The sequence below is a fragment of the Marinilactibacillus sp. 15R genome (genome assembly GCF_001895285.1).
GTDB classification, from domain to species: Bacteria; Bacillota; Bacilli; order Lactobacillales; family Carnobacteriaceae_A; genus Marinilactibacillus; species Marinilactibacillus piezotolerans.
Genome location: NZ_CP017761.1, coordinates 757,121 through 782,318 on the forward strand (window position 1 = coordinate 757,121; position 25,198 = coordinate 782,318).

Annotated in this window: 23 protein-coding genes and 1 pseudogene; 19 read left to right on the forward strand and 5 right to left on the reverse strand. The window is 35.5% G+C overall.

From position 1 onward, the window contains the following. Nucleotides 1-70: 70 nt before the first annotated feature. From BKP56_RS03730 to BKP56_RS03755, 6 genes are all read left to right on the forward strand, one after another. A complete protein-coding gene (locus BKP56_RS03730; RefSeq protein ID WP_072693765.1) occupies nucleotides 71-1,009 on the forward strand; it encodes an ABC transporter ATP-binding protein in 939 nt (312 codons plus the stop codon). After that, a complete protein-coding gene (locus BKP56_RS03735) occupies nucleotides 993-1,889 on the forward strand; it encodes an ABC transporter ATP-binding protein (RefSeq protein ID WP_072693766.1) in 897 nt (298 codons plus the stop codon). The genes BKP56_RS03730 and BKP56_RS03735 overlap by 17 nt, the downstream gene beginning before the upstream one ends. Then, nucleotides 1,890-3,350, forward strand: a complete 1,461-nt coding sequence (locus tag BKP56_RS03740; RefSeq protein WP_072693767.1) for an ABC transporter permease subunit — start codon at nucleotides 1,890-1,892, stop codon at nucleotides 3,348-3,350. It abuts the gene before it with no gap. A 187-nt stretch (nucleotides 3,351-3,537) separates the two neighbouring features. After that, nucleotides 3,538-3,999 carry a Dps family protein gene (locus tag BKP56_RS03745; protein WP_072693768.1) on the forward strand — a complete coding sequence of 154 codons (462 nt, stop codon included), beginning with the start codon at nucleotides 3,538-3,540 and terminating at the stop codon, nucleotides 3,997-3,999. Nucleotides 4,000-4,436: 437 nt separating this feature from the next. After that, nucleotides 4,437-4,823, forward strand: coding sequence for a DUF302 domain-containing protein (locus tag BKP56_RS03750; RefSeq protein ID WP_072693769.1), 387 nt, complete (start codon nucleotides 4,437-4,439; stop codon nucleotides 4,821-4,823). A 17-nt stretch (nucleotides 4,824-4,840) separates the two neighbouring features. After that, nucleotides 4,841-5,092 carry an SHOCT domain-containing protein gene (locus BKP56_RS03755; protein WP_072693770.1) on the forward strand — a complete coding sequence of 84 codons (252 nt, stop codon included), beginning with the start codon at nucleotides 4,841-4,843 and terminating at the stop codon, nucleotides 5,090-5,092. Nucleotides 5,093-6,186: 1,094 nt separating this feature from the next. Here the strand turns inward: BKP56_RS03755 and BKP56_RS03760 are convergent. Together BKP56_RS03760 and deoC are read right to left on the reverse strand one after the other, a co-directional pair. After that, nucleotides 6,187-7,050 carry an SDR family oxidoreductase gene (locus BKP56_RS03760; protein ID WP_072693771.1) on the reverse strand — a complete coding sequence of 288 codons (864 nt, stop codon included), beginning with the start codon at nucleotides 7,048-7,050 and terminating at the stop codon, nucleotides 6,187-6,189. Between the two features lie 14 nt (nucleotides 7,051-7,064). Beyond that, a complete protein-coding gene (gene deoC / locus BKP56_RS03765; RefSeq protein ID WP_072693772.1) occupies nucleotides 7,065-7,766 on the reverse strand; it encodes a deoxyribose-phosphate aldolase in 702 nt (233 codons plus the stop codon). A 192-nt stretch (nucleotides 7,767-7,958) separates the two neighbouring features. Here deoC and BKP56_RS03770 point away from each other — a divergent pair, with 192 nt between their 5' ends. The 7 genes from BKP56_RS03770 to BKP56_RS03800 all read left to right on the forward strand — a co-directional run bounded on the left by BKP56_RS03770 (nucleotide 7,959) and on the right by BKP56_RS03800 (nucleotide 14,999). Beyond that, nucleotides 7,959-8,855, forward strand: a complete 897-nt coding sequence (locus BKP56_RS03770) for a class I mannose-6-phosphate isomerase (RefSeq protein ID WP_072693773.1) — start codon at nucleotides 7,959-7,961, stop codon at nucleotides 8,853-8,855. Between the two features lie 48 nt (nucleotides 8,856-8,903). Then, nucleotides 8,904-9,614 (forward strand): GntR family transcriptional regulator, encoded by a 711-nt coding sequence (locus BKP56_RS03775; protein WP_072693774.1) that lies wholly within the window; start codon nucleotides 8,904-8,906, stop codon nucleotides 9,612-9,614. An 811-nt stretch (nucleotides 9,615-10,425) separates the two neighbouring features. Further along, nucleotides 10,426-11,592, forward strand: a complete 1,167-nt coding sequence (locus BKP56_RS03780) for an ABC transporter substrate-binding protein (RefSeq protein WP_072693775.1) — start codon at nucleotides 10,426-10,428, stop codon at nucleotides 11,590-11,592. 84 nt (nucleotides 11,593-11,676) lie between these two features. Then, complete coding sequence (locus tag BKP56_RS03785) at nucleotides 11,677-12,555, forward strand: branched-chain amino acid ABC transporter permease (RefSeq protein ID WP_072693776.1); 879 nt, start codon at nucleotides 11,677-11,679, stop codon at nucleotides 12,553-12,555. A 9-nt stretch (nucleotides 12,556-12,564) separates the two neighbouring features. Continuing rightward, nucleotides 12,565-13,521, forward strand: a complete 957-nt coding sequence (locus BKP56_RS03790; RefSeq protein WP_072693777.1) for a branched-chain amino acid ABC transporter permease — start codon at nucleotides 12,565-12,567, stop codon at nucleotides 13,519-13,521. Then, entirely contained in the window at nucleotides 13,518-14,294 is a 777-nt protein-coding gene (locus BKP56_RS03795) for an ABC transporter ATP-binding protein (RefSeq protein WP_072693778.1), read from the forward strand. Before BKP56_RS03790 ends, BKP56_RS03795 begins: the two co-directional genes overlap by 4 nt. Next, nucleotides 14,295-14,999 carry an ABC transporter ATP-binding protein gene (locus BKP56_RS03800; RefSeq protein WP_072693779.1) on the forward strand — a complete coding sequence of 235 codons (705 nt, stop codon included), beginning with the start codon at nucleotides 14,295-14,297 and terminating at the stop codon, nucleotides 14,997-14,999. A 182-nt stretch (nucleotides 15,000-15,181) separates the two neighbouring features. Here the strand turns inward: BKP56_RS03800 and BKP56_RS03805 are convergent, their stop codons facing one another. Continuing rightward, nucleotides 15,182-15,982 carry a helix-turn-helix domain-containing protein gene (locus tag BKP56_RS03805; protein ID WP_072693780.1) on the reverse strand — a complete coding sequence of 267 codons (801 nt, stop codon included), beginning with the start codon at nucleotides 15,980-15,982 and terminating at the stop codon, nucleotides 15,182-15,184. Between the two features lie 349 nt (nucleotides 15,983-16,331). On the opposite strand from BKP56_RS03805, the gene BKP56_RS03810 reads away from it, so the two are divergent. From BKP56_RS03810 to BKP56_RS03825, 4 genes and pseudogenes are all read left to right on the forward strand, one after another. Further along, the gene (locus BKP56_RS03810) at nucleotides 16,332-17,012 is read left to right on the forward strand and encodes a response regulator transcription factor (protein ID WP_072693781.1); all 681 of its coding nucleotides are present in this window, start codon (nucleotides 16,332-16,334) and stop codon (nucleotides 17,010-17,012) included. Further along, nucleotides 17,005-18,024: a sensor histidine kinase gene (locus BKP56_RS13855; RefSeq protein ID WP_232226954.1), complete on the forward strand. Its 1,020-nt coding sequence runs from the start codon at nucleotides 17,005-17,007 to the stop codon at nucleotides 18,022-18,024. The genes BKP56_RS03810 and BKP56_RS13855 overlap by 8 nt, the downstream gene beginning before the upstream one ends. A 114-nt stretch (nucleotides 18,025-18,138) precedes the next feature. Next, nucleotides 18,139-18,910: pseudogene (locus BKP56_RS03820) on the forward strand (ABC transporter ATP-binding protein). Beyond that, nucleotides 18,900-19,670, forward strand: a complete 771-nt coding sequence (locus BKP56_RS03825; protein ID WP_072693782.1) for an FtsX-like permease family protein — start codon at nucleotides 18,900-18,902, stop codon at nucleotides 19,668-19,670. Before BKP56_RS03820 ends, BKP56_RS03825 begins: the two are co-directional and overlap by 11 nt. A gap of 1 nt (nucleotide 19,671) precedes the next feature. Here the strand turns inward: BKP56_RS03825 and BKP56_RS03830 are convergent, their stop codons facing one another. Further along, complete coding sequence (locus BKP56_RS03830) at nucleotides 19,672-20,625, reverse strand: IS30 family transposase (protein WP_072693783.1); 954 nt, start codon at nucleotides 20,623-20,625, stop codon at nucleotides 19,672-19,674. Between the two features lie 175 nt (nucleotides 20,626-20,800). On the opposite strand from BKP56_RS03830, the gene BKP56_RS03835 reads away from it, so the two are divergent. After that, nucleotides 20,801-21,955, forward strand: coding sequence for an ABC transporter permease (locus tag BKP56_RS03835; RefSeq protein ID WP_156849215.1), 1,155 nt, complete (start codon nucleotides 20,801-20,803; stop codon nucleotides 21,953-21,955). A 163-nt stretch (nucleotides 21,956-22,118) separates the two neighbouring features. Here the strand turns inward: BKP56_RS03835 and BKP56_RS03840 are convergent, their stop codons facing one another. Continuing rightward, nucleotides 22,119-23,744, reverse strand: coding sequence for an ABC-F family ATP-binding cassette domain-containing protein (locus BKP56_RS03840; RefSeq protein WP_072693785.1), 1,626 nt, complete (start codon nucleotides 23,742-23,744; stop codon nucleotides 22,119-22,121). Nucleotides 23,745-24,178: 434 nt separating this feature from the next. Here BKP56_RS03840 and BKP56_RS03845 point away from each other — a divergent pair, with 434 nt between their 5' ends. Further along, nucleotides 24,179-25,099, forward strand: coding sequence for a methyl-accepting chemotaxis protein (locus BKP56_RS03845; RefSeq protein ID WP_083540461.1), 921 nt, complete (start codon nucleotides 24,179-24,181; stop codon nucleotides 25,097-25,099). Nucleotides 25,100-25,198: the final 99 nt, after the last annotated feature.

The following is a 25,198-nucleotide window of genomic DNA, read 5'->3' on the forward strand; positions in this document are numbered from 1 at the left end:
AACAAATGTAAATAAAGAAACAGTTGTTAATTATTTTACCTTTATATTTTAAAACGAAAGAGGGAAAAGAATGCCTGTGATAGAAGTTAAACATGTGACCAAAGATTATGGTCACGGGCGAGGAATATTTGATGTTTCTTTTAAAATCGAAGAAGGAGAAGTTTTTGGCTTCCTGGGTCCTAATGGTGCTGGAAAAACGACAACGATTCGTCATTTAATGGGATTTACTAAAGCTCAAGAAGGCGAATTATATATTAATGGGAAAGACAGCTGGAAATCAGCAGCTATTATTAAGCATGACGTCGGTTATTTGCCTGGTGAACTGGCATTTCCAAAGGGCATGTCTGGGGATCAATTCATTGAGTTTATGGCAGAAGAAAGACAAATGACCGATATGACAAGGACAGAGGAGCTCAAAGAAATATTTGAATTGGATACATCGGAAGAAATTAAAGAGATGAGTCTCGGAACAAAAAGAAAGCTAGCGGTCGTTACTGCTTTTATGCACAATCCTAATGTTTTGATATTAGATGAACCAACTTCCGGATTAGATCCTATCATGCAGGAACGATTTATTCAATTCATCTTAAATGAAAAAGCGGAAGGAAAAACTATTCTCTTATCTAGTCACATCTTTAGTGAAGTAGATGCAACTTGTGATCGTATTGCCATTATTAAAGACGGTGTGGTTGTTTCAACGATTGAAGCAAAGCAATTGAAGCAAAGCACCAACAAAGCGTTTAAAATTGAGTTTGCTAGTTTTAATGATTACCAAAAGTTTTTGGCGAATACCGAACTTGTTATTACAATCGAAAGACCGAATCAAAATCAGGTGAAGTTGAATTTAACCGATGAAAAGATGCAACATCTTTTTGCTGAATTAAGTGAGGTAAACGTTAATTTTATTTCAGAAATTAAATTTACTCTAGAAGATTATTTTATGGATTTCTATGATCGTGAAAAAACAGTTGCTGAAGGAGAGGAGAATTTGCATGGTGGCTTATATTGATATCGATCATTTAACCAAGGATTATGGAAAAGGACGCGGAGTATTCGATGTGTCTTTAGAAGTTGAAGAAGGTGAAATTTATGGCTTCGTAGGCGTTAACGGTGCTGGTAAGACGACAACGATTCGCCATATGATGGGCTTTTTGAAACCGGATGAAGGCAGTGTCACTATTAAAGGACTTGATGCTACCAAAAGTAGTGCCGAAGTCAAACGTTATGTGTCTTATATACCAGGTGAAATTAATTTTCCCGGAGATACGACTGGAGAAGAATTTTTAAAGAATCAAATCTATTTATCGGGACGGGGAAGTTGGGAATATGCCAAAGAACTGAGTGACCTTCTTCAATTAGATGTTACGGCTAAGGTACGTTCCATGAGTAAAGGGATGAAACAAAAAACAGCGATTGTTTCAGCTTTCGCTTCTGCTGCTGATATTTTGATTATGGATGAACCGACAACAGGGTTAGACCCATTAATGCGTGATATTTTCCTTGACCTTATAAAACAAGAAAAGGAGAAAGGAAAAACCATCTTTATGTCCAGCCATATCTTCCAAGAAGTGGAAGAAGCTTGTGACCGGGTCGCAGTCATCCAAGAGGGCAAGATTATTGATGTTATCGATATGGAAACCATACGCTATAACAAGAATAAATATTACAGAATGGAGTTTAAATCGCTTAAAGATTTTGAACATTTTTTAAGGTTAGATTATCAAATCGATAAAATAAAAGCGGGCGATTTACAATTATTTGTTCAAATACATGATAAAGACATTAATCAGCTTATCCAAGATTTAAAATATTTTGATTTAGTTTATTTTAAAGAAGTCAAAGTCACATTCGAAGATTACATTACTCAAACATTCAAGGAGGAAGTGTAGATGTTCTCAAAACCAATTTTAAAACAAAGTATCCAAGCGAACTGGAAACTGTGGGTAATTATTACTTTAGTTGCTTCCGCAATTTTATCTGTTTTTATCATTAACTATGATGCAGCAGGATATGCGTCGATTGCTACAGCAGCGGAAGGAACAGCTTTTTCCAATATTCTCTCGTCAATGACTAGTCTTTTAGGAAGTTTAGAAAATTTCTATAAACTGATTGCTGTCATATTGGGGATTGTTTATGTTGTTTTTACAGCAAATAATCTTGTCGTTAACGAAGTAGACTCAGGTTCGATGGCTTATACTTTATCAACACCCATTAAACGATCAAGTGTTATTTTTACTAAGTCCATCTATCTAATCCTGTCTATCTTTTTAATGTATACCATCATTGCATCAGCTGGTTTAAGTGCATCTCAATTTCAATATAATAATGTCACTGGTTATCCAATCACGGATGATATTAAGGCTGCCTCTGAAGTTTTAAATCACGACGAACGTTATATCTCTGAGCGTTTATATTTAATTCAAGAAGATGAACAAGCTATGCGAGAAGCAGCTGCTGCACGAGATATGGATGTAGAAGCTTATTCCATCTACTTAGAAAATACTATTCATGAACGCTCTTATGAAGAAGCAGCAGAAATTATCACTGATGAACGACGAGATATCTATGCAGAAGATGAAAATATGGAAGAGAATGCTATTGAAATTACAGCTAAGGAATTAACTGAAAACCCTGCGATGATTTTAGCAAGTAATGAAGCCTTAGCAGCAGGTGCAAGTGTTCAAGGGATTTCTGTCAATGCGTACCATCAGTTCGTGACGGATGAAATTGCTGAACTTGAGACTGAGGAAGAAGTCCAAGAAAATTCTCAACCAGCAGTCATGGTTACTGAAGACAATGCTGAACTATTATTACAGACTGTAATTGATTCATCTGCAGCGGCCTTAAATGTGAATAGCGACCAAGTAAATGAAAATTTAACTTTAATTAAAGATTCTACTGCTTTAGCGGCGTCAATGGACGCAACAGGTTTGGATGAAGAGCAAATTATTGCGATGGCGAACCATGCCATGGTGTCATCTGCAAGGTCTGTCGATGACGCGCTGGAATTCGATACAGAAGCTTACTTTTGGTTAAGTTTTGGCCTACTGCTCTTAATTCTAGCTATGAGTTCTATTTCGTTCTTTGCCGCTACATTGTTTAACCGGACAGGAAAAGCTCTAGCAGTCGGCGGTGGTATACCATTTGCTTTCTTCTTGATTACTATGATTCAACAGCTGATGGATAGTGGAGAAGCACTCGAGTACTTTACGATAACGAGTCTGTTTGATACTGATGCAATATTAGCTAGCGGAGAATTTGGTTGGGGCTTAGTTGCTTTAGGTGCCGTCGCTTTAGTTCTATATACAGTAGCAAATGTTATCTTTACGAAAAAAGATTTACCTCTTTAACATTGAAAAGAAGGATAAGAAGTTCCTTAGTGAATGATGAGTATTAATAGATGAAAATGAGTTATCTAAAATAGAGGAGGTGATCGATGTAGAAAAAAGAATCGAACAGTATTTAAACCTTGTTATTTGCTACAGTCTAATTAGACGGTAATATGTCGATGTACAATAAATGAGGAGGAAAATATTTATGGCAAGTCAAGAAGTCAAAGATTATCTGAATACAGTGGTGGCAACCCAGGGGCAGTTTAATATTCGTCTGCATCAGTTTCATTGGTATGTGAAGGGCTTTCATTTCTTTACACTACACGAGAAATTTGAAGAGTTGTATGATGAAGTAACAGCAAACTTAGATGTAGTTGCAGAACGTTTACTCGCTATTGGGGGCGAACCATATTCAACCCTTCAAGAATTTATTGATCACTCAATTATTGAAGAAAGAGTAGAAGACAAGTATCTTTCACAAGATGAAATGGTAGGAGCGGTAGTCGCTGACTTAGAAACTATAGCTGATTCACTAAAAGAAGGTGCAAAATTAACAGATGAACATGAAGACTTTCCATCAAATGATATGCTGATTGCAATGAAAGGAAGTGTTGATAAGCATATCTGGATGTTGAAAGCTTATTCAGGAAATGCAGCAGACGCATAAGCAAAAACTTAGAACTTTAGCAAATCGAGTACTAGAAATCGTCATTGATTTTTAGTGCTCGATTTTTGTAATAGGTTTTAAGCCCACCTAATATTTTATAAAAATTACCGAAAAGTTAAAATACTTGAAAATATATACCCCGGGGTGTATCATGTAAGCGGAATTAGAAAGGGTGATTTTAATAAAAATAAAAGGATTGATAGTCAGTTTTTTATTAGTAGGCACCATTGCTTTTAGTATGCCAAATCATAATACTGGAATAGCATAAAACGAATCCTCATAACCCTGCAGGAGTGTATTTCAATGATGAAGCAATGAATCAAAGACATAGCAAAAGACTATATAGAGATGATTGGCATGAAGAACATTACAATGGATGTAATTGATAGAAAAAAGCTTATTGTATTGCAATAACTTTTGAAAGGGAGGGAATGTAAATGGACTTTAAATATGAAGTTAAAACAAATAAATCATTTCAGACAGCTATTGAGGATATTACCGACAGCCTAAAAGAAAGAGAGTTTGGTGTATTATATCAAGTGAATTTCAAAGAGAAGATTAAATCTAAAGGTCTGGAATTTTCTTCAGATTTTGAGGTATTAGAAGTATGTAACCCAGGACAAGCAAAAGAAGTGTTGGAAAAACATACTGAAGCAGGTTATTTTTTACCTTGCAAAGTAGTGGTTTACGAAAAGAGAGACGAAGTATATATTGGATTATTGAAACCCACAATATTAATCGGCTTGATTGAAGATGATGGTTTGAAAACAATTGCTGAAGAAGTAGAAAATACGTTGAAAGAAGCGATTCAAGCAGCTGTTTAAAAGGGGGAAATCGTTTTATGTATCATTGGTATGGCATGGGAGGACATTGGTGGAGTTGGCTGGGCTGGCTTGCATTGCTGATTATTGTCGTTTTGATTGTGTATATTATTGTAAAAACATTGAATTCTCGCTCAGAGTTTTCTTCAAAAAAAGAAAACTCGACCACAGAAGCGTTAAAAATATTGAATGAACGATACGCACGTGATGAAATTTCAGAAGAGGAGTACTTGCATCGTAAAGAGACCTTAACAGAAGACCGTACCCGATAGAACGGGGTGAACTCAAGTGGTAAACAAGTTTGGTTCGTGGTATAGTTAATGTACATTAAGAGCACCTCTTTCTAGTGTATTTGTGGTTATTTACATTACAGCAAAGAGCGTGCTCTTATTCTTTTTTCATGAACTCAAAAAAAGCGGGAACTCCAGAATTTTAAATCTGTGAGTTTCCGCTTTTATAATTTTAGGGACGGACTATTGTCCCAGCCCCATGTCAACTGAGTAAAATGAAACACATGAAAGGCTAAAAATATATTACTACTAATTGCGGAAGAAACCAAATTCTGAGCAAACCTTTGAACTACCAGACGCTATTGGAAATCTTTTTGAGTTACATGAATGAGTGGGATTTGCCTAACTTAATTTGACAAATGAAATCATTAATAGATACCCTTCTGAGTGTGTCGGAAATTTTATACAATAAATAGAAAATACAGTCTTATAGGTAGGTCAAGATAGAATTGATGAAAGTTTTCTTGAGGATTTACTTGTGTTTATCATAAATGATTTACCTTACCCAGACGAAATTCGAATTAAACTATATAATAATTTGCAGTAAAAGTATTACATAGTTAATTAAGTTAAGGTTTTTGTAGTAGTAGAGCCCTCTTAAAAAGAAAAAAGGAAGGTGGTTAAGTTAAACTTTACAAAAGAGCTACTCAATATAGAATATCTTTATATCCGAAACACCCTTATAGTTTTAGTTGCATCCTTTTCATGTATCCGTTTTTAATTGTAGTTTATATCTGTTTTACGCTTTTTATATTTTCTTCTATAAATAATACCTCTGATTATTGAACTCATTAAAAGCACTCAAAACACCTACTTCTATACCAGTAGGGACCATACTATATGACAGTTGAAGCCTTGCAAGCGTTGATTTAAAGCGCTTGTAAGGCTTTTTGTTTTTAATCGTGATTGTATAGACGATAAAAAATAATACAGAAAAGGAATATAAACCAGTTTAGTTTTAAAGTCCTTTATTTTAGTCTGAATCTTAGTCTGTGATGAAAGAGTTTTTACCACTACGAACCGGAATTCAGTAATATTTTAATGAGAAGCATTTATGTTAGTAGCAAATTTTTAATTCACCATCCAAAGTCTTTCAGGCATTCTTTAGCATCTTCTTGTGATGACTGCAACTTAATGCCATACTGCTGGATTTTATCAGTTGCTAACCGTAAGTCGCGAAACTGATCGGCGTATCGTTCTTTATCGGCAAGGATAAATTGTCTAATACGTTCATTATCAAATCCAAGTTCTTTTGCAATAAAATTGGCGAATTCATAGGTAGATAAGTTATTATTGCTGGAAAAATGATAGGTTCCTTTTGGTAAGCCGAGAATTTTATCAAATTGCTGTGCAAAATTTTTAGCGTAAGTCATTCCGCGCATCTCATTAACTGTAAATTTAGTAGGTTTTTGATAAAACATTGCGTTCATTACATTTTTGATTATATTAGGGCTTGAGGTTAAATCTGGAAAGGAAAGTCCCATCATCCAAGATAAGCGTAGAGTAACAAAATCCAATTCATGAGTATTTAAGTATTCTTCCACTGCTAATTTCTGATTTCCATATACAGAAGTACTTTTAGGGGAGGTTTGTTCTGTGTAGGGTCCTGTTTTTTTCTTGTCGTTAAATACCTGTTCTGTGCTTAGAAAGATAAAGCGGGCCTTCTTTTTTTGACAAATTTTGGCAATTTGAATAGCGCTATCTGTGTTTACCTTTTTTGTTTCGTCTGGATGCATTTCACAATCGGTTGTTTGTGTTCTTGCGGCTGCATGAAGGACCGTGTCAAATTCAAGTTTTTCAAAAAATTGTTTAACTTCATCTGTATTTTCAAGGTCTAAGTCTTTTCGACTGATAGGAATAAACAAGAATTTCTCTTTGTTATATAACTGAATAAGTGAGGCTAGATAGCCTGTTGATCCAGTAACTGCGATTTTATACATTACTTATCCTCCTTTTAAATAGAAATTTCTCCATTTTCAGCTTCTTTTGTAAGTGATTTGATGATTTCGATACCAGAACTTGTTCCTATTCTGGTTGCGCCCAAAGTAATCATTTGTTTAAAAGTTTCAGCATCACGAATCCCTCCGGCGGCTTTTATCTGTACTGTCTCTTTAGTATGTTTTCTCATTAATTTGATATCTTCGAATGTAGCTCCGCTTGGGGCAAAACCGGTAGAAGTTTTTATAAAATCAGGCTCTACGGTGTTTGCAATAGTACATAGTTCAATTTTTTCTTCATCAGTTAGATAAGCATTCTCAAATATTACCTTCGAAATCACATTAGAGTTTCTGCATACCGTTACTATTTCTTCCATTTCTTGTTTTAAATAGCTCCAATTCTTGTTTTTTACTTCAGTAATGTTTATTACATAATCAATTTCATTGGCTCCATTTTTAATGGCATCTTCTGTCTCTGCTACTTTAGCTGCAATAGAGGTTTGACCTAATGGGAAACTGATTGCTGCCCCAGTGTGGATGTCGGTTCCTGTTAAAAACTTGCTACAGACTTTTGATTGTACTTGATTGATCGCTACCATTTTAAAGTGATAATTAATAGCTTCTTCGCAAAGATTATGCATGTCCTCTTTTGTAGCGAATGGTTTTAAGTTTGTATGGTCAATAAAACGTGCTAACTGATCAATGTTGTAAACTTCCATGTGATATCCTCCTATTATGTATTTACAAATTGAATAATACTCTGTCCGCACTTATGTGTCAAGGTGCTTGATTTAGCTATAATTTTATTGACATTTTAAAATTAATAGAGATAATATAAGTATATCTATGGTAAATGTAATTACATAATGAAATTATTAGCTAGAGCAAGAATTAACAGGAGGGAACTTTTTATGTTTATTTTAATACCAGAATCAAGAGAACGTGTTTGGGGTACGCCAAAATTACATGCATATTCAGGAGACCAAAATATTAATCAGATTGGGTCTGTGTATTCAGCAAGCGGTATTGAGGGAATTGATTGTAAGATAGTAGGCAGTAATCAATCACTTAATGAAATAATTCAGATAGATCCTGAGAGATTTGGGTTAAGAGAAGGGGATGTCTATCCATTAATCATATCTTTTACAGCATGTGATAAGAATTTGAGTATTCAAGTTCATCCAACCGATGATTATGCCCGTATTCATGAATCAATGCCTTATGGAAAAAGCGAAGCCTGGTATTTCATTACACCTCCAGAAGAAGGATGGATATATGCAGAGCAAACCAGCAAAGAAAAAGAGAGTATTTTAACTGCTGTAGATGACAAAAGGGTTTCTGATGTATTGCAAGAGTACCCAATTCAGCAACATGATTTGGTCTATATCCCATCAGGAACAATTCACGCATTGACCAAAGGTGCATTGGTCTATGAAATCCAACAAGCTACCGATATTACTTATCGTTTTTATGACTATGATCGTCTAGATAAAGACGGTAAGAAACGCGAATTGCATGTAGAAAAAGCTATTGAGACTCTGAAGTTAGAACAAAAAGTGGAAAAAGATTCTTTCGATATCGGACAGACAGTTGAAAAACGCGAATTCACAATACAGCATTTTTCTGCTACTGATTTTCTATCTAATCCAGCTAAAATCGCTAGTGTTGCAACCATTTTATCTGGGGAGTTGTATATTGGGGACCAACCTTGTGCTATGGGACAAAGCATTGTCTTATTACCTGAGGAAAGTATTGAGATAACAGGGTGTGCTGAAGTGGTTTTAGCTACTCCACACATTTATTGGTAATCAGTTCCTATGCTATAATGGGAATATGATATAGAGGAGTAGATGAAGATGAATGTTCCATTGCATAAAAAAATACGTCAAGATATTTTAAATAAAATTCAGACGAATGAATATGCAGAAAATCAGTTGATTCCCACAGAACTTGAATTAGCAGATATCTATAGTGTGAGTAGACCAACTGTTAGGCAGGCAATCCAGTCTTTGGTAAATGAAGGATATCTAGAGAAAAGAAAAAAAAGAGGAACGATTGTTAAAAGACCGAAGATCCAGCAAGAATTTACACATGTGATTGAAAGTTACGATTCTGAAATGAGTCGTAAGGGTTTGGTTCCTGAAACAAGTATTCTCAAGTTTGGCATAGTACAAGCTAATGAAGAAGTTTCAAAAAATTTAGAAGTTCCGCTTGATTCAAAAGTATATAAACTGATTCGCTTGCGTTATGCAGAAAAAACTCCAGTTGTATTAGTTACGAGTTATATTCCTTATACTCTTTTCCCGAAATTAAGAGAGATCGATTTTTCCCAGGAAAAACTCTATCATGTTCTCGAAGAAATGGGACATCCTATCAAAACTGTGAGTCGCAAGCTTGAAATTATCAAAGCTGATGAAACAACAAGTGATTTATTAGATATTGATGCTGAGGAACCGGTCTTTTACTTTCATACTCAAGGTTTTTCTGAAAGTCATGTACCTATCGAATATTCGATTTCAAAATATCGCGGAGACCGTAACTCATTTATATTTGAATTGTCTCAATAATGAGTTATTTGCTTCTACGTAAAATATGTTTGAGCTATTAAACTTAAAAATTTATTTTAATCTAATTTTTAATTCATTATCATTTGGCAGCATTTATGTATTTTAAAGAACTTAAAGGAAAAGTTAATTAGGAAAGTTAGAATCATTTTTCTGAATGCACATTCTAAACAACCATTTATAGTGAGATGAAGGTAAATATATAGCTGATAAAAAGAGGCGCTCAGTTGAGTGCCTCTTTTTATCAGTTATTTCTTAAAAGTATTTAATGATAAGGAGCAAGTACTACAAACAATTTGTTTTTCTTTCTTAAGAGAAAAAGCGCATTCACCTATAGATATAAGAGATTCAACTTAATTATTAAAAATAAATGAGTTTAAAAATATAAATTTTCAGAATTATATTGACTGTAAATTAATCTTATTCTAATATATGTAACATACTACATAAATAAACGATTAAAAGATGATGGAATGATTTTTTAATTTAAAGGAGGAAAGCAGATGACTACTGAATACAATGTCAAATTTTATGCTAATAGAAGAGGACAACAAGGGAATCTGCTTGCTGATATTTTCTTATTAATTATTCCGTAGCTTGGGTTCTATTCGTAAAAGATAGAGTCCTATTTCTGCAAATAAGAAAGAGGGCTCGGGGTCAAGCTACTAGATGCCAGCTCACTGTACAAAGTGAACTGGCTCTTTTATTTTATTTAGACGGAATCCTCATCTATAGTTCCCTAGGTAAGGCTAAAAGATAGATAGAAATACGTTGGTTGTTGTTTATTATATTGAAGAAAAAAGGAGAAATTATTATGAAAAAGAGAACGTGGTTTGTAGGGATAACAGCTTCTGCTGCTTTGCTGATGGCAGCATGCGAGGCAGAGTCAGGTGAAGAAGGTTCTTCTGGAGAAACAGATTCGATAAATATTGCAGGGATTTTTGAACAATCAGGTCCAGTAGCGGCTTATGGAACTTCTGAGTTAAATGGTGTCCAGCTGGCAGTTGAGGAAATCAATGAAGCTGGTGGAGTCAATGGATTAGAGTTTGACTTAACCGATTATGATACACAATCTGAAGAAACAGAAGCGGCACAATTAGCTACTCGTGCAGCATCTGAGGGCGCACACGTTCTCGTAGGGCCGGCTACTTCAGGTGCTGCGATGGCTGCCGCACCTAGTGCTACGGCGGCTAGCGTACCGCTGGTTTCACCTTCAGCAACAGCTGATCAAGTTACTGTGGGAGAAGATGGAGAAGTAACACCTTTTGTGTTCCGTACCTCTTTCAAAGATTCATTCCAAGGTGTCGCGCTGGCAAACTTTGCAGCAAATGAATTGGGTGCAGAAACCGCAGTTATTCTGGGTGATAATTCGAGTGACTATGGAGTTGGGCTAGCAGAAGCTTTCACTGGAGAATTTAGTGGAGAAATTGTTGCTACAGAAAACTTTACAGCAGGAGACACTGATTTTAGTGCTGTACTTACAAGCTTAACTGATCAGGATTTCGATGTGCTTTTCATTCCTGGTTACTATGAAGAAGCTGGATTGATCATTAGACAAGCAAGAGAAATGGGAATCGATCAACCGATTCTTGGACCAGATGGATTCGGGAATGCTCAATTAGTTGAATTGGCAGGAGCAGAAAACGTAACAGACGTTTATTATTCTGCACACTACACTTCAGAAGGAGATAATCCTGAAGTGGCTGAATTTATATCAGCATTTGAAGAAAAATATGGTTCAGAACCAGATATGTTTGCTGCCTTGGCTTATGACACAGTATATCTTATAGCTGACGCAGTAGAAGATTTAGATGAAGTCACACCTGAAGGAATTCGTGATGCATTGCGTGAAGTAGAAGACTTTGAAGGTGTAACGGGAACATTTTCATTTGATGATTTCCACAATCCTGTTAAATCAGCAATCGTTGTTGAGTTAGACAATGGAGAAGAAGTGAATTTCACAGAAGTACAACCTGAATAAGTTTAAGAACAGAAGTAAAAGGGTCGTGGTTGGAACCTTAGGCCCTTTTATTTTGATGCAAATGAACAAGGAAGGAAGAACATAATGTCCAGTTTTATGCAGCAAGTCATCAATGGTTTATCCCTAGGAAGTATTTATGCTTTGATTGCACTAGGATATACAATGGTTTATGGAATTATTAAATTAATTAATTTTGCTCATGGTGAGATCTTTATGATAGGAGCGTTTGTAGGATATGCAACAATCCAGTTTTTAAATGTAGGATTAATTCCTGCACTGCTTGTCGCAATGACAGCAAGTGCACTCCTTGGTGTAATCATTGAACGAGTGGCGTATAGACCGCTAAGAAAATCTTCAAGAATCACGGCTTTGATCACGGCGATTGGGGTATCTTATCTGATTCAAAACGGCATGATCCAATGGGTCGGCCCGAATGTTCGGTCTTTTCCTCAAGTGCTGACGAATACTCGTTATGATCTGGGTTTCTTTTCGATCAGCCGTATACAGCTGATTATTTTTGGAACATCTATCATTTTAATGATCGCCTTACAGCTGATTGTGCATCAAACGAAGATGGGAAAAGCAATGCGTGCAGTCAGTATGGATCCTGAAGCAGCACAACTCATGGGGATTAATGTGAATCATGTTATTTCTTTTACCTTTATGTTAGGTTCAGCGCTAGCAGGAGCCGGAGGAGTCCTGGTTGGGTTGTTTTATAATACGATTAATCCAACGATGGGTTTTCTGCCAGGTTTGAAAGCATTTATCGCTGCTGTTTTAGGTGGTATAGGTATCATACCTGGAGCAATGCTTGGAGGGATTTTGATTGGCTTGACTGAAACAATGGTAGTGGCTTATGGGAACTCATTACTTAGAGATGCTGTTGTATTTGTCATACTGATCCTGATTCTGCTGGTTCGTCCATCAGGCATTTTAGGGAAAACAACCAAAGAGAAAGTGTAGGAGATTTATATGTCGAAACGAATGAAATCAATCCTCGTATGGGTTGTTGTTGCGTTAATTGGGTTTGCTGTTATTCAGGTCGCTATTTTAACAGGTTGGATCACGAGATATTATGAAATGACTTTAATGTTGATTTTAATCAATATCATGCTGGCAGTAGGATTAAATCTCATAGTAGGGATTTCTGGACAACTGTCATTAGGCCACGCAGGATTTATGGCGTTAGGAGCATATACTACGGGTATTATTACCCGTATGATGCCAAACTTAGGAGGGTTTGCTTTAGGTATATTAGGCGGCGTGTTCTTATCTGGGATCGTTGCTTATGTAGTTGGTATACCGACTCTGCGGTTGAAAGGAGATTATCTAGCCATTGCCACTCTTGGTGTGGGAGAAATTATTAGGATTGCTATTTTAAACTTGGATATCACAAATGGAGCACGCGGATTAAGTGGTATTCCAAAGCTGGCAACTTGGTATTATGCTTATATTGTGGTGGTATTGATTATTTTGGTCGCCGCTAATTACGTGAACAGCTCTCCCGGCAGAGCAACGATTTCTATAAGAGAAGACGAAATCGCAGCTGAGTCTTTGGGAATCAATATTCAGAAATATAAAATGATTGCTTTTTTGATAGGTACGATGACCGCCTCCATTGCGGGCTCTTTCCACGCTACTTATTATCAACTAATCGTACCGAGCCAATTTGATTTTGTACGGTCCATTGATATATTGATCATGGTTGTTCTAGGGGGTATGGGCAGCTTAACAGGAAGTATCTTTGCAGCTGTTTTCTTAGGTCTATTGAATCATTTCTTAGCAGATTATGGTTCGCTTCGAGTAATATTATATGCTATAGCATTGATTTTGGTGATGCTCTTTAAACCTTCTGGATTATTTGGAAGAAGAGAAATTAAAGCTTCTAAGTTATTCAACTGGAAGAAAAAGGGGGTCTCTCAGTCATGAGTATACTATCGGTCGAGAAACTGACGAAACAATTTGGAGGATTAACAGCAGTTTCAGATATCAATCTATCCATTCAAAAAAATGAATTGGTTGGTCTGATCGGACCTAACGGAGCAGGTAAAACAACTTTCTTCAATTTACTGACGGGTGTATATAAGCCCACGGAAGGAAAAATCAGCTTGAATGTTGGAAAAGAACCGATTTCATTGATTGATAAGCGAACAGATCAAATCGCTTCGTTAGGTATTGCCCGTACATTTCAGAATATTCGCTTGTTCAAGCAGTTAACGGTGATGGATAATGTATTGATCGGCATGCATCAAAAGAATAATGTAGGAACTATCCGAAGTATTCTGCGGGTACCCTCTTTCTTTAAGATGGAAGATAAATTGAAAAAGGAAGCTTTAGAGCTGCTCGCTATTTTTAATTTAGAAGACAGTTCAGATGTATTAGCTGAAAATTTATCTTACGGGCAGCAAAGAAGACTGGAAATTGTCCGTGCCTTAGCTACAGAACCTTCTCTGCTTTTCTTGGATGAGCCGGCTGCTGGAATGAATCCGCAAGAAAGTGTGGAACTGACGAAACTAATCAGAAAAATCCAACAAGAATTTGACTTAACGGTCATTTTGATTGAACATGACATGTCTGTAGTAATGAATGTATGCGAACGAATCTATGTACTGGAATACGGACGTTTATTGGCTGAAGGGACACCTGAAGCTATTCGCTCCAATCCTGATGTACTCCGAGCGTATTTAGGGGAGGAAGAGTAGATGTTAGATGTGAAAGAATTGACAGTGCATTATGGAGCCATTGAAGCAATTCATAACATTTCTTTTTCAGTAGAAGAAGGTGAGATCGTTTCTTTGATTGGGGCTAATGGAGCAGGGAAAACGACTATATTAAAAACCATTTCCGGATTGATCCAACCAACCAGCGGACAGGTGAGTTATTATGACAGAGCCATTGAAAGGGAATCCGCAAAACAAATCGTAAAAGAACGAATCTCTCATGTACCGGAAGGCAGACATGTCTTTGGGGGAATGAGTGTACTTGAAAACCTTGAAATGGGCGCTTTCTTACGGAAAGATAAAGAAGGAATCAAGCGGGATCTGAAACGAATTTATGAGTATTTTCCGATTCTTGAAGAAAGAAGAAAACAGGATGCAGCTACTTTATCCGGTGGAGAACAACAAATGCTGGCAATGGGACGAGCATTGATGTCTCGACCAAAACTGTTACTTTTGGATGAACCTTCAATGGGGCTGGCGCCTATATTTATTCAGGGCATTTTTGATATTATTAAAGAAATCAACAAAGAAGACACAACGGTTCTGCTGATTGAGCAAAATGCTAAAATTGCGCTGCAAATTGCAGACCGAGGATATGTTCTGGAATCAGGAGAAGTAGTCCAGACCGGAACAGGAAAAGAGTTACTAGCAAGTGATGCTGTTCAAAAAGCATATCTGGGAGGCTAGCATCAAAACCGAAAATCCTAAAAGTATTTATAAAAATAATTCATGTATCCTTTCAAAAATCATAATTAAGTTTAAAAGCAGAAATCCACTGAACAGGATTTCTGCTTTTTATCGTAAAGTATACTTTTACAATTCATGAATCTCGGCCATGTAACTCGAAGTAAAGCTTTTTAAAAATATAGCTAATTACTCTCAGAAGGTGTGAAGTCCACTGAGAAGCTTTCGACCCCTTCTTCTTTCACGTATTCATCAATTTGGTGCAGATCAGCATGCATATCAGAAGAACGTACTTTAAAGTATTCTGTACCATTTTGGTCTTTGATGATCGTGTCGCTTAAACGGGTATACTTTTGGCTGAATCCATACGCCGTAACGATGTAAGTATCTTCCACTAATTCAATTTTTAAATCGCTATAATTCGTTACCCCGTTTTCAAGACCGCGCTCTAACCATTTTTCTTTTTCAATTTCTAGTATTTTAGGGTTATTCGATTCTGCGGATGTGATTCTGGTATTATACTGGTTGAAGATAGCGATGCTGTTTTGATCAAAGGACAAAATAGACTGTTCGATATCTTGTGATGAAGTAAAGTTCAGTTGCCAGGTTGTATTGAACAAATCGGCCTGACTCAGTCCGGATTCATTCGTCATTTGGCTACGATAATGTTGAACAGCGAAATAAATGCCTAGACAACTGACTAAAACTAGCATTAGACTAAGAAGAATATTCATTAATTTTCTTCTCTCGCTTTTCTTTACCTTTTGCGAAATATCTTCTAATAAAGTAGAATCTTCTTTTAGCAGTTCATCTAATGGTACAGTATAAAACTCACTAATATGGACTAGAATCTCCAAATCTGGATAGGTCCTGCCTACCTCCCAGCTAGAAATTGTTTGTCTGGAGACATGAAGAATATCTGCTAGTTCTTTCTGTGATAAATTAGCTGCCTGCCTTTTTTCTTTTAAACGTTCCCCGATTTTCATATGCTTCCGCCTTCCTTATAATCATTATATTCGATATAAGAAAGAAATAGCTAGATTGGAATTGTGGAATTTCTTGAAAAAGTTGATTTGATAGGTTGCTACAGTTTGTTGCACAAGAATTGTAGGGTTACTTAAGTCAATAATGTAAAGGTTGTATAGTTTGATTTTCAAAATTGAAACTAATGATTAAATAAAATTATCTTCATAAGTATGTTTCTGGAAACATTTATAAAGAGTGTTGTTTAGATTGATTTACATATTTTTAGCTATGAGCTACTTTTAGAGAGTATCTGTGATATATTATGAAAAGAAGAGTAGGGCGGAGCACGGTTTGAAAAGGAGTAAAAGAATGTTTTCAATTATGATTATAGAAGATGATGAAACAATTGCTCAATCATTAAAAAATGAAGCAGAACAGTGGGGATATTCTGCCTATGTCAGTGAAGACTTTAGCCGTATTACTGAAATAGTTGTTGAAAAAAGTCCTCAGCTCATCTTAATGGACATCCAGTTGCCGACGTATAATGGCTATTACTGGTGCCAGGAAATTCGTAAGTTTTCTGAGGTGCCGATTATTTTTGTTTCTTCTAGAACGGACAACATGGATATTGTGATGGCTATACAAATGGGTGCCGATGACTATATCCAAAAACCATTTAATCTTTCTGTAGTTATGGCGAAAATACAGGCAATTTTGAGAAGAACATATGATTTTAATGATACACAGGATTTTTTAGCTGTGAATGAAGTTCTGCTTAAACCTAGTACATCTACTATGATGTATAAAGAACAAGAAATTGAGCTGACACGAACAGAACTGAAAATCATGGAAATTTTATTTAGAAAAAAAGGAAATTATGTAACTCGAGAAATAATCATGACAAGTTTATGGGAAAACGAATCATTTATCGATGAGAACACATTAGCCGTTAATATTGCCAGACTAAGAAAGAAGCTGAAAAGTTTAGGACAAGATCAATTTATTACTACAAAAAAAGGGGTGGGATACGCTGTTGGACGACATGAATGAGCAGAATTTATCTTTAAAATTAAGATTAAAAAACTTTTTTATATTAATGTTACCACAATTTTTGCTGATTTTTTTTCTTCTTGTAATATTTGGATTATTATTCTTTTTGTCTCGTACACCATTATCTTTGTACTGGTATGGAGTTCAACTTTCTCTGTTTTTTCTTTTAATATCAGTTGTTTTTCAGTGGCTGCGGTATTCTAGAAAAATCCAAAGGGCTGAATCTTTTCATAAACTTGGTTTAGAGGTAGATAAAAGCAAATTAGATCGAGCTGATATAGCTGAAAAAATCTATCAGAAACAGTATAGGAAATTAACAGAAGAGTACCTTGACTATAAGCAACGGGAAACTGAAAAAAGCAAAGAACAAATGGAATATTTTTCTCTCTGGTTGCACCAAATCAAGACACCAATAGCCGCAATCAGCTTACTTGTACAACAAAATAAAGAGGCGACAGCGCAAAAGCAGATGGAACAAGAAATACTAAGACTAGATGATTATACACATATGGCTTTAAATTATCTGAAACTTGAAGATGTTGGAAAAGAATTAGATTTAGAGTGGGTATCGATTGATGAAATCATCAAAGAAACATTAAAAAAATACTCGATTTTATTTATTTATAATAAAATACAGGTAGTCTATCAACCATTAGAAAAGCAGTTTTTATCAGATCCTAATTGGCTGCAAGTATTGGTAGAGCAGATATTATCCAATAGTTTGAAGTATACAAAGACCGGTAAAATTAGTATTTTTCTAGAAGATGGACATACATTAGTTATCGAAGATACTGGTGCCGGAATTCGCGAAGAAGATTTGCCTAAAATTTTTAAAAAAGGATATACAGGGTTAAATGGCAGACTACATGAAAAATCTACGGGACTTGGTTTATTTCTATCGAAAAAAATCTGTAGTAGATTAGGTCATAGACTGCATATTGAGTCAGAATTAGGTGTAGGGACTAAGGTGTATCTTGACTTCAAACGTCCAGATTATCAATTATTTGACTGATCTTACAAAAGAATCTTACAATTTTGTAAGGTTCTTTTTCAATATGTAAGATTGGATAAATGCTGAGTCATTAGCAAAGCGGTATCCTTAAGATACAAATAAGGAGTGAGTATAATGACATTTATGGAAGTAAATAATTTGAAAAAAGTTTACACACCACGTTTAGGATCAAAAGGTACAGAGGCATTGAGTAGTGTTAATTTCTCAGTAGATAAAGGCGAATTTGTTGCAATCATGGGAGAATCTGGTTCAGGAAAAACAACTTTACTGAATATTCTTTCTACGTTGGATAATCCGACTGAAGGTGAAGTATATTTAGATGGCACACCGCTTTCTGAAATTAAAGATAAGTCCATTTCAAGATTTCGTAGAGAGCAATTAGGGTTTGTATTTCAGGATTTTAATCTATTAGACAACTTTACGATTAAAGATAATATCTTACTACCACTAGTGCTTGCACGAACATCTGTAGATAATATGGAAAAACGTATCCAGCCATTAGCTGAAAATCTAGGTATTGCTGCTTTACTTGATCAATATCCTTACGAAGTTTTCAGGAGGTCAAAAACAAAGAGCAGCTGTTGCACGAGCATTGATTACAGAGCCGAAAATTGTTTTAGCAGATGAACCAACAGGGGCGTTGGACTCAAAATCCTCTCAAAGTTTATTAGAGCTGTTTGAATCTATTCATCAAGAAGGCCAAACGATTTTAATGGTTACTCATAGTGCTCAGGCAGCCAGTTATTCTAGTCGAGTATTATTCATTAGAGATGGACGTGTTTATCACGAGATTTATCGTGGAGGACAATCAAATGAGAAATATACTGAAAAAATCACCCAAGCTCTCTTAGTGTCTTCAAGTAGAGGTGAGTACAATGAAGATTAGTTTTGTTTCAAAGATGGCTTGGCAGAATATCAAGTCAAACCGTAAATTGTATATTCCTTACATGGTTGCTGCAGGCACTACAGTAGCGATGTTTATTATGATGTCAGCCCTCCTGACAAATAGATTTGTTCAAGAAAGGTCAGCCGTACTTACCACTTTATTTGGAATGGGTACGATTGTAATTGGGATATTTTCTCTAATCTTTATTTTTTACACAAACAGTTTTCTGATGAAGAGAAGAAAAAAAGAGCTAGGTCTATACAGTATATTAGGACTGGAGAAAAAACATGTTAATACGATACTAGGAATGGAAACTGTTATAGCTGGTAGTATTAGTATAATTTCTGGGATCATTGTAGGTATATTGTTTGGTAAAATGAGCTTTTTAATTTTAAATTATGTATTAAATTTCCCGGTGGAGATTGAATATAGTATTGGCTGGAACACATTTGGACTGACGATTGCTTTGTTTATAGGAATCTTCTTTTTGACTATGCTTTTCAATATTACCCAAGTAACTTTTTCAAACCCTATACGTTTACTAAAAGGTGGAAAAGAAGGGGAAAAAGAACCGAAAAGTTCACCGATTCTTTTTGTGCTTGGTCTTCTATCATTAGGAGCAGGTTACTATATTTCTTTAACGATCGCGGATCCAATGAGTGCTTTGACCCAATTCTTTGTAGCAGTACTATTAGTTATCATTGGAACGTATCTCTTATTTACGGCAGGTTCTATTATTATTTTTCGTTTGTCAAATTAAGCTAGAAATAATCTAACCCTGATACATTCTCAAGAAAGACCTCCAACGGGGTCTTATAATTTAAAGACTTTCTAGGAATTTTATTCCTTTTAACTGCGACGGAAGAAATAAACGCTTGATTCACTTCATTGAAGTCCATCTGTTTCGGTAAGCCATCTTTACGTAAAAGACCATTGGAATGTTCGTTTAAGCCTCGTTGAGATGGACAACCTGGATCTGCAAAGAAAATCGAAATGTCTTGTTGATTACTCAAATTTTTCCAATTGGAAAATTCCTTGCCGCAATCAAACGTAATCGACTTAAAGAGGTTGTTGGGTATCTGCTTAAACCAATTATTTAATGTCCATTCGATGTCTTCAGCCTTACGGCCTGGCGTTTCTAGAGCTATAATTAGCTTAGATACTCTTTCAGCAAAGGTAATAACAGCACTCTTATGGTTTTTACCGATAATTGTATCTCCCTCTAAATGACCGAACTCATTTTCATAAGTGGGATAAGCTTTTTTACGATCATCAAGAGTTCTTTTATCGCCTTGCTTCCCACGAGTTTCTTTGTGCCCATTGGGTTTTCGTTTCCCTTGCATCGGTAACGTCGTTACATCGAAGAGTGCACTATCTTTAAATCGTCTATAGAGTGTGCGCATCGAACAACCGAGATTTTTTTCTCCTCGCCCGATGATGACATCAGGTGTCCAGCCATCAGCGACCCGATTCTTAACGTATTGTATCTGTTCGCTTGTAAATGTCTTTTTCTTCGCCCCGCATTTTGTTTTATTCTGTTCATAACGTTTAAAGTAGTCACGAACAGTTCCGCCTTCCTTGAGGAAGTTAACAACGTTATAGATGGGTTGATTTGAACGTCCAAGTTTCTTCGCAATTTTATAGGGTTTATACCCAATTTCATAGTAAGTTTCTATCCAGCCGAGTTCATTCATGGTAAGATGTGTGTAGGCCATTTGTGGTCACTCCTCTGATTTTCGTGGTTGGAACTTGGTGAGAGTGTACCACAAATGGTTTATTTATTTTTCTAGCTTAATTTTACAATTCAAGATTTTAAAACTGTTGAAGAAAAACAAAAAATTATATTATAAACCAGGTCCTTTTATTTCGATTTCTGGAATGTTATACAGAATGAAACAACATGCAGTAGGATTAGCAAATATCAGCATCCTTTCAGTAATGGTCATTATTGCAGTATCTACTACCATTACTTTATTTTTAGGAACCGAAGAAACTTTAAGTACCCGATTTCCTTCAGAAAACAATGTAACTATGTCTCCTCCAGATATGTCAGGGGAGGATTTAGAACGTCATGCTGAAGTGCTTTACGATCGAATTGAACAATATACAGAAGAACAAAACCAACAAGTTAAGGATCGTGTTAAGTATCAATATGTGAACTTATTTGGAGAGCTAAAAAAGAATGTTTTTGAATTAGGAGAGATAAACGCTGCCGATGGAATGATGGCTCTGCTCATTCCATTGAAAGATTTCAATCAAATGAGTGCTCAAGTGTATGATTTAAAGGAAGGAGAAGCACTTATTTATAATAATGGATCTTCTGTAGACTTAGATTCTTTTGTAATTGCTGAGCAGGAGTACAATACTATTCCATTAAAAAAAGTTCCTCAAATCCTTAAATCTAATACCCAAATTGTAGATACTATTATAGCAGTTCTTCCTACGGTTCAAGATATTGATGAAGTATTAAACTATAACAATCAACAGCCGGATAATGCCGACACCCAGTGGTACGCTGATTATCATTGGAATACAACAGGATCAGAAGCTGTAAAAAAAGAGTATGCAAATGAAATTAATAAAATCACACAAGCTGATGACCTGGAAGTAAGTGGCTTTTATGAATCTAGAGAAACTAGTCGTCAAGAATGGTACAGTATGAATGGCGGGTTTTTATTTTTAGGTATTTTCTTAGGAGGTTTATTTACAATAGGAGCCTTACTCATCACCTACTTCAAACAGGTGTCAGAAGGATATGATGACAGGGAAAGAATCCAGATCATGCAAAAAGTCGGATTGGATAAACAAACAACTAGACAAGCTACACACTCTCAAATTGTCTGGATGTTCACCTTACCAATTTTGACTGCTGCAATTCATACAGCATTTGCCTATCCGATTATCCATAAATTATTAATGATCTTTGGCATCATGCAGCATAAACTATTGATACTTTGTACCGTAGGAGTAGTGGTTGCATTTGCTTTAATTTACTGGATTATTTATAGAATTACTTCGAAAGTATATCTAAGTATAGTAGAATAAAAATAGAACAAACCATTTCAAGAACGTTTAGAATAAACGTTTTTGGGGTGGTTTTTGCTTTCAGGAATGATTATAACAGAATTGCATTATAATGTGTTGTATAAAATTAAAACAATTCAGACAAAAAAAGAGCCGAGTACTCAAGGTACTTGGCTCTGAGAGATTATGCGTATAAAGACTTGATTTGCTTTTGAACATCTTTATTTTCCAGAAATTCATCGTAAGTTGTTTCAGAGCGGTCAACCACTCCGTTTGGTGTAATTTCAATGATACGATTTGCTAATGTCTGGATAAACTGGTGGTCATGTGACCCAAAGAGAATGGCACCTTTGAAATCAATCAGACCGTTATTAAGGGCAGTAATAGACTCTAGATCCAAATGATTTGTAGGATCATCCATTACGAGTACGTTAGCTTTACTTAACATCATCTTAGAGAGCATGCAACGAACTTTTTCTCCTCCGGAAAGGACAGAAACTTGTTTCAGTACTTCTTCGCCTGAAAATAACATTCTTCCTAAAAAACTGCGCAGGAAAGTATTGTCGTTTTCTTCTTTCGAAGCATACTGACGTAACCAGTCTACAATCGTCGAGTCATTGTTTTCGAATTCATTACTTGTATCTTTAGGCAAGTAAGATTGAGAAGTTGTTACACCCCATTGGAAGGATCCGGTATCAGGTTCCATTTCACCCATGATAATTTTGAATAGGGTTGTAATGGCAACATCGTTCATACTGGTAAAAGCAACTTTATCATTTCTACCTAAATTAAATGATATTTTATCTAGAACTTTTTTACCATCAATCGTTTTTGAAAGATTTTCGACACGCAATAAATCATTTCCGATTTCACGTTCTGGTGTGAATCCAACAAATGGATAACGTCTAGAAGAAGGTTGGATATCATCTAAAGTAATTTTATCCAACATTTTCTTACGGGAAGTTGCTTGTTTGGATTTAGAAGCGTTCGCACTGAATCGAGCGATAAAGTCTTGTAGTTCTTTGATTTTTTCTTCTTTTTTACTATTAGAATCTGCCGCAAGTTTAGAAGCCAGTTGACTAGACTCTAACCAGAAGTCGTAGTTTCCGACAAATAATTTGATTTTACCGAAATCAACATCCACCATGTGCGTACATACTTTGTTTAAGAAGTGACGGTCATGGGAAACAACGATAACAGTATTTTCAAAATTAATCAGAAAATCTTCTAACCAGCTGATTGATTGAGCATCTAAACCATTGGTAGGCTCATCTAGAAGTAAAACGTCTGGTTCGCCAAATAGAGCTTGAGCAAGCAAAGTCTTAACGTGCTGTCCACCGGTTAATTCGCTCATTTTCTGGTTGTACAAAGCTTCAGGAATACCTAGACCTTTTAAAAGTGTCATAGCTTCAGGTTCAGCTTCCCATCCATTTAATTCCGCAAATTCTCCTTCAAGTTCAGCGGCGCGGATCCCATCTGCATCAGAAAAGTCCGCTTTTGTATAAATCGCATCTTTTTCCTGCATGATCTCATAAAGGCGTTTATGCCCCATGATGACAGTATCGATAACCGTTTGGTCTTCGTAATCATAGTGATTCTGCTTCAAAACAGCCATTCGTTTATCTGCTGGAAGAGAAACATTTCCAGAAGTAGGAGAAATTTCCCCAGATAGAATTTTTAAGAAAGTAGATTTACCGGCGCCATTTGCACCAATTACACCATAGCAATTGTCATTATTGAATTGTAGATTCACATCATCAAATAATTTTTGATCTGAAAAGTTTAAACTTACATCTGTTACAGTAATCATTAAAAATATAGCCTCGTTTCTTTTTGATCTTTACCATAAGGCAAGTTATGCCCATTAGGCTCTATTATACTTTATTTTGAAAATAATGCATTGTTTATGAGAAGGGAAAAAGAAAAAAATTGGTAAATTTAGAAACTGTCACAATTTATTCATTGCACACAATGTAATTTGTGTAAAAAAGCAGGTTTTTATATAAGAATAAGTAATATAGTCTAAAAAAATACAATGTTATGCTATAAATTTTATTAAAAAGTAGTCGATAAGTATAAGTGAAAGCGGATAAAAGGATATTTTTAAGATATTCCTAATTCGTATTAAGTGACATTTGTCTTTTTTGGTACTATAATAAGCTTGCTTTCAATCATTTACTTACTTCTGATTCTGAATCAGCAGAGGTAAGCAAAGGTGTTTTTAACAAAAGGAGACTGAGGAAGATGATGGAGAATGTAAAGGTTGAAAAAGATGGGTTACATGAAAAATTAATTATTGATGCTTTAGAACAGAACATTGCAATTATACGATTCGATATAAATAGAAGAGTCATTTATGTAAATGATAATTTTGCCAATGTACTCGGATATAATAAAGAGGAATTATATGGGAAAGAGCATAAGTTATTTTGTTTTCCTGATTTTTCAGAGAGCCCGGCTTATGAGGAATTATGGAGAAACTTATTGAGGGGTATGAGTTTTCAAGATAAGATCATTAGAAAAAATGCAAATTCTGAAATTGTCTGGCTTGAAGCAACATACTTTCCTATCTATGATGAAGCGCACAACGAAGTGATTGGCGTTGCAAAAGTAGCGACTGACATTACGGCAAGACAAAATGAAATCGAAAAAGTTACCGATGATCTAATGGAAATGTCTAAAAAGTTGACTGAGTCTTCTCAATTAGGGATTAAAAGAGGAAAGGACTTATTATCTGAAAGCCAAGAAATGAGCAATTTGTCTGCGGTAAGTACTAACAACCTAAGTGAACTTCAAAAGAAAAATAGATCCATTCAGAATATTATAGAAACCATTCAAGATATTGCTTCAAATACTAATTTATTAGCAATTAATGCTTCGATAGAAGCAGCACATGCCGGAGATTATGGATTAGGGTTTGGTGTTATTGCACAGGAAGTTAAAAACTTATCTCAAAAAGTTTCTGAATCTGCCCAAACGATTGGAAAAGATATTCTAGCCGTCACTAACAACATCAATTTAGTTGTAGAGGGAAATGGACAATTGAAAGAGCGGATTGAGATGAGTGAAAAGGAAATAGAAGGTACGATAAAAGAATTTAACCAAATAGATTCTGAATCAAATAATTTACAAAAGCAAGCAAAAAAACTAGATACGATCATTTAATGTAGATAGATTAGAAAGATTGTTAATACTGATTAACTATAAGATGAAAATAATAAGGTATCCAGCTTTTTTGATAAAATAAAGCATGAGATGCCTTAT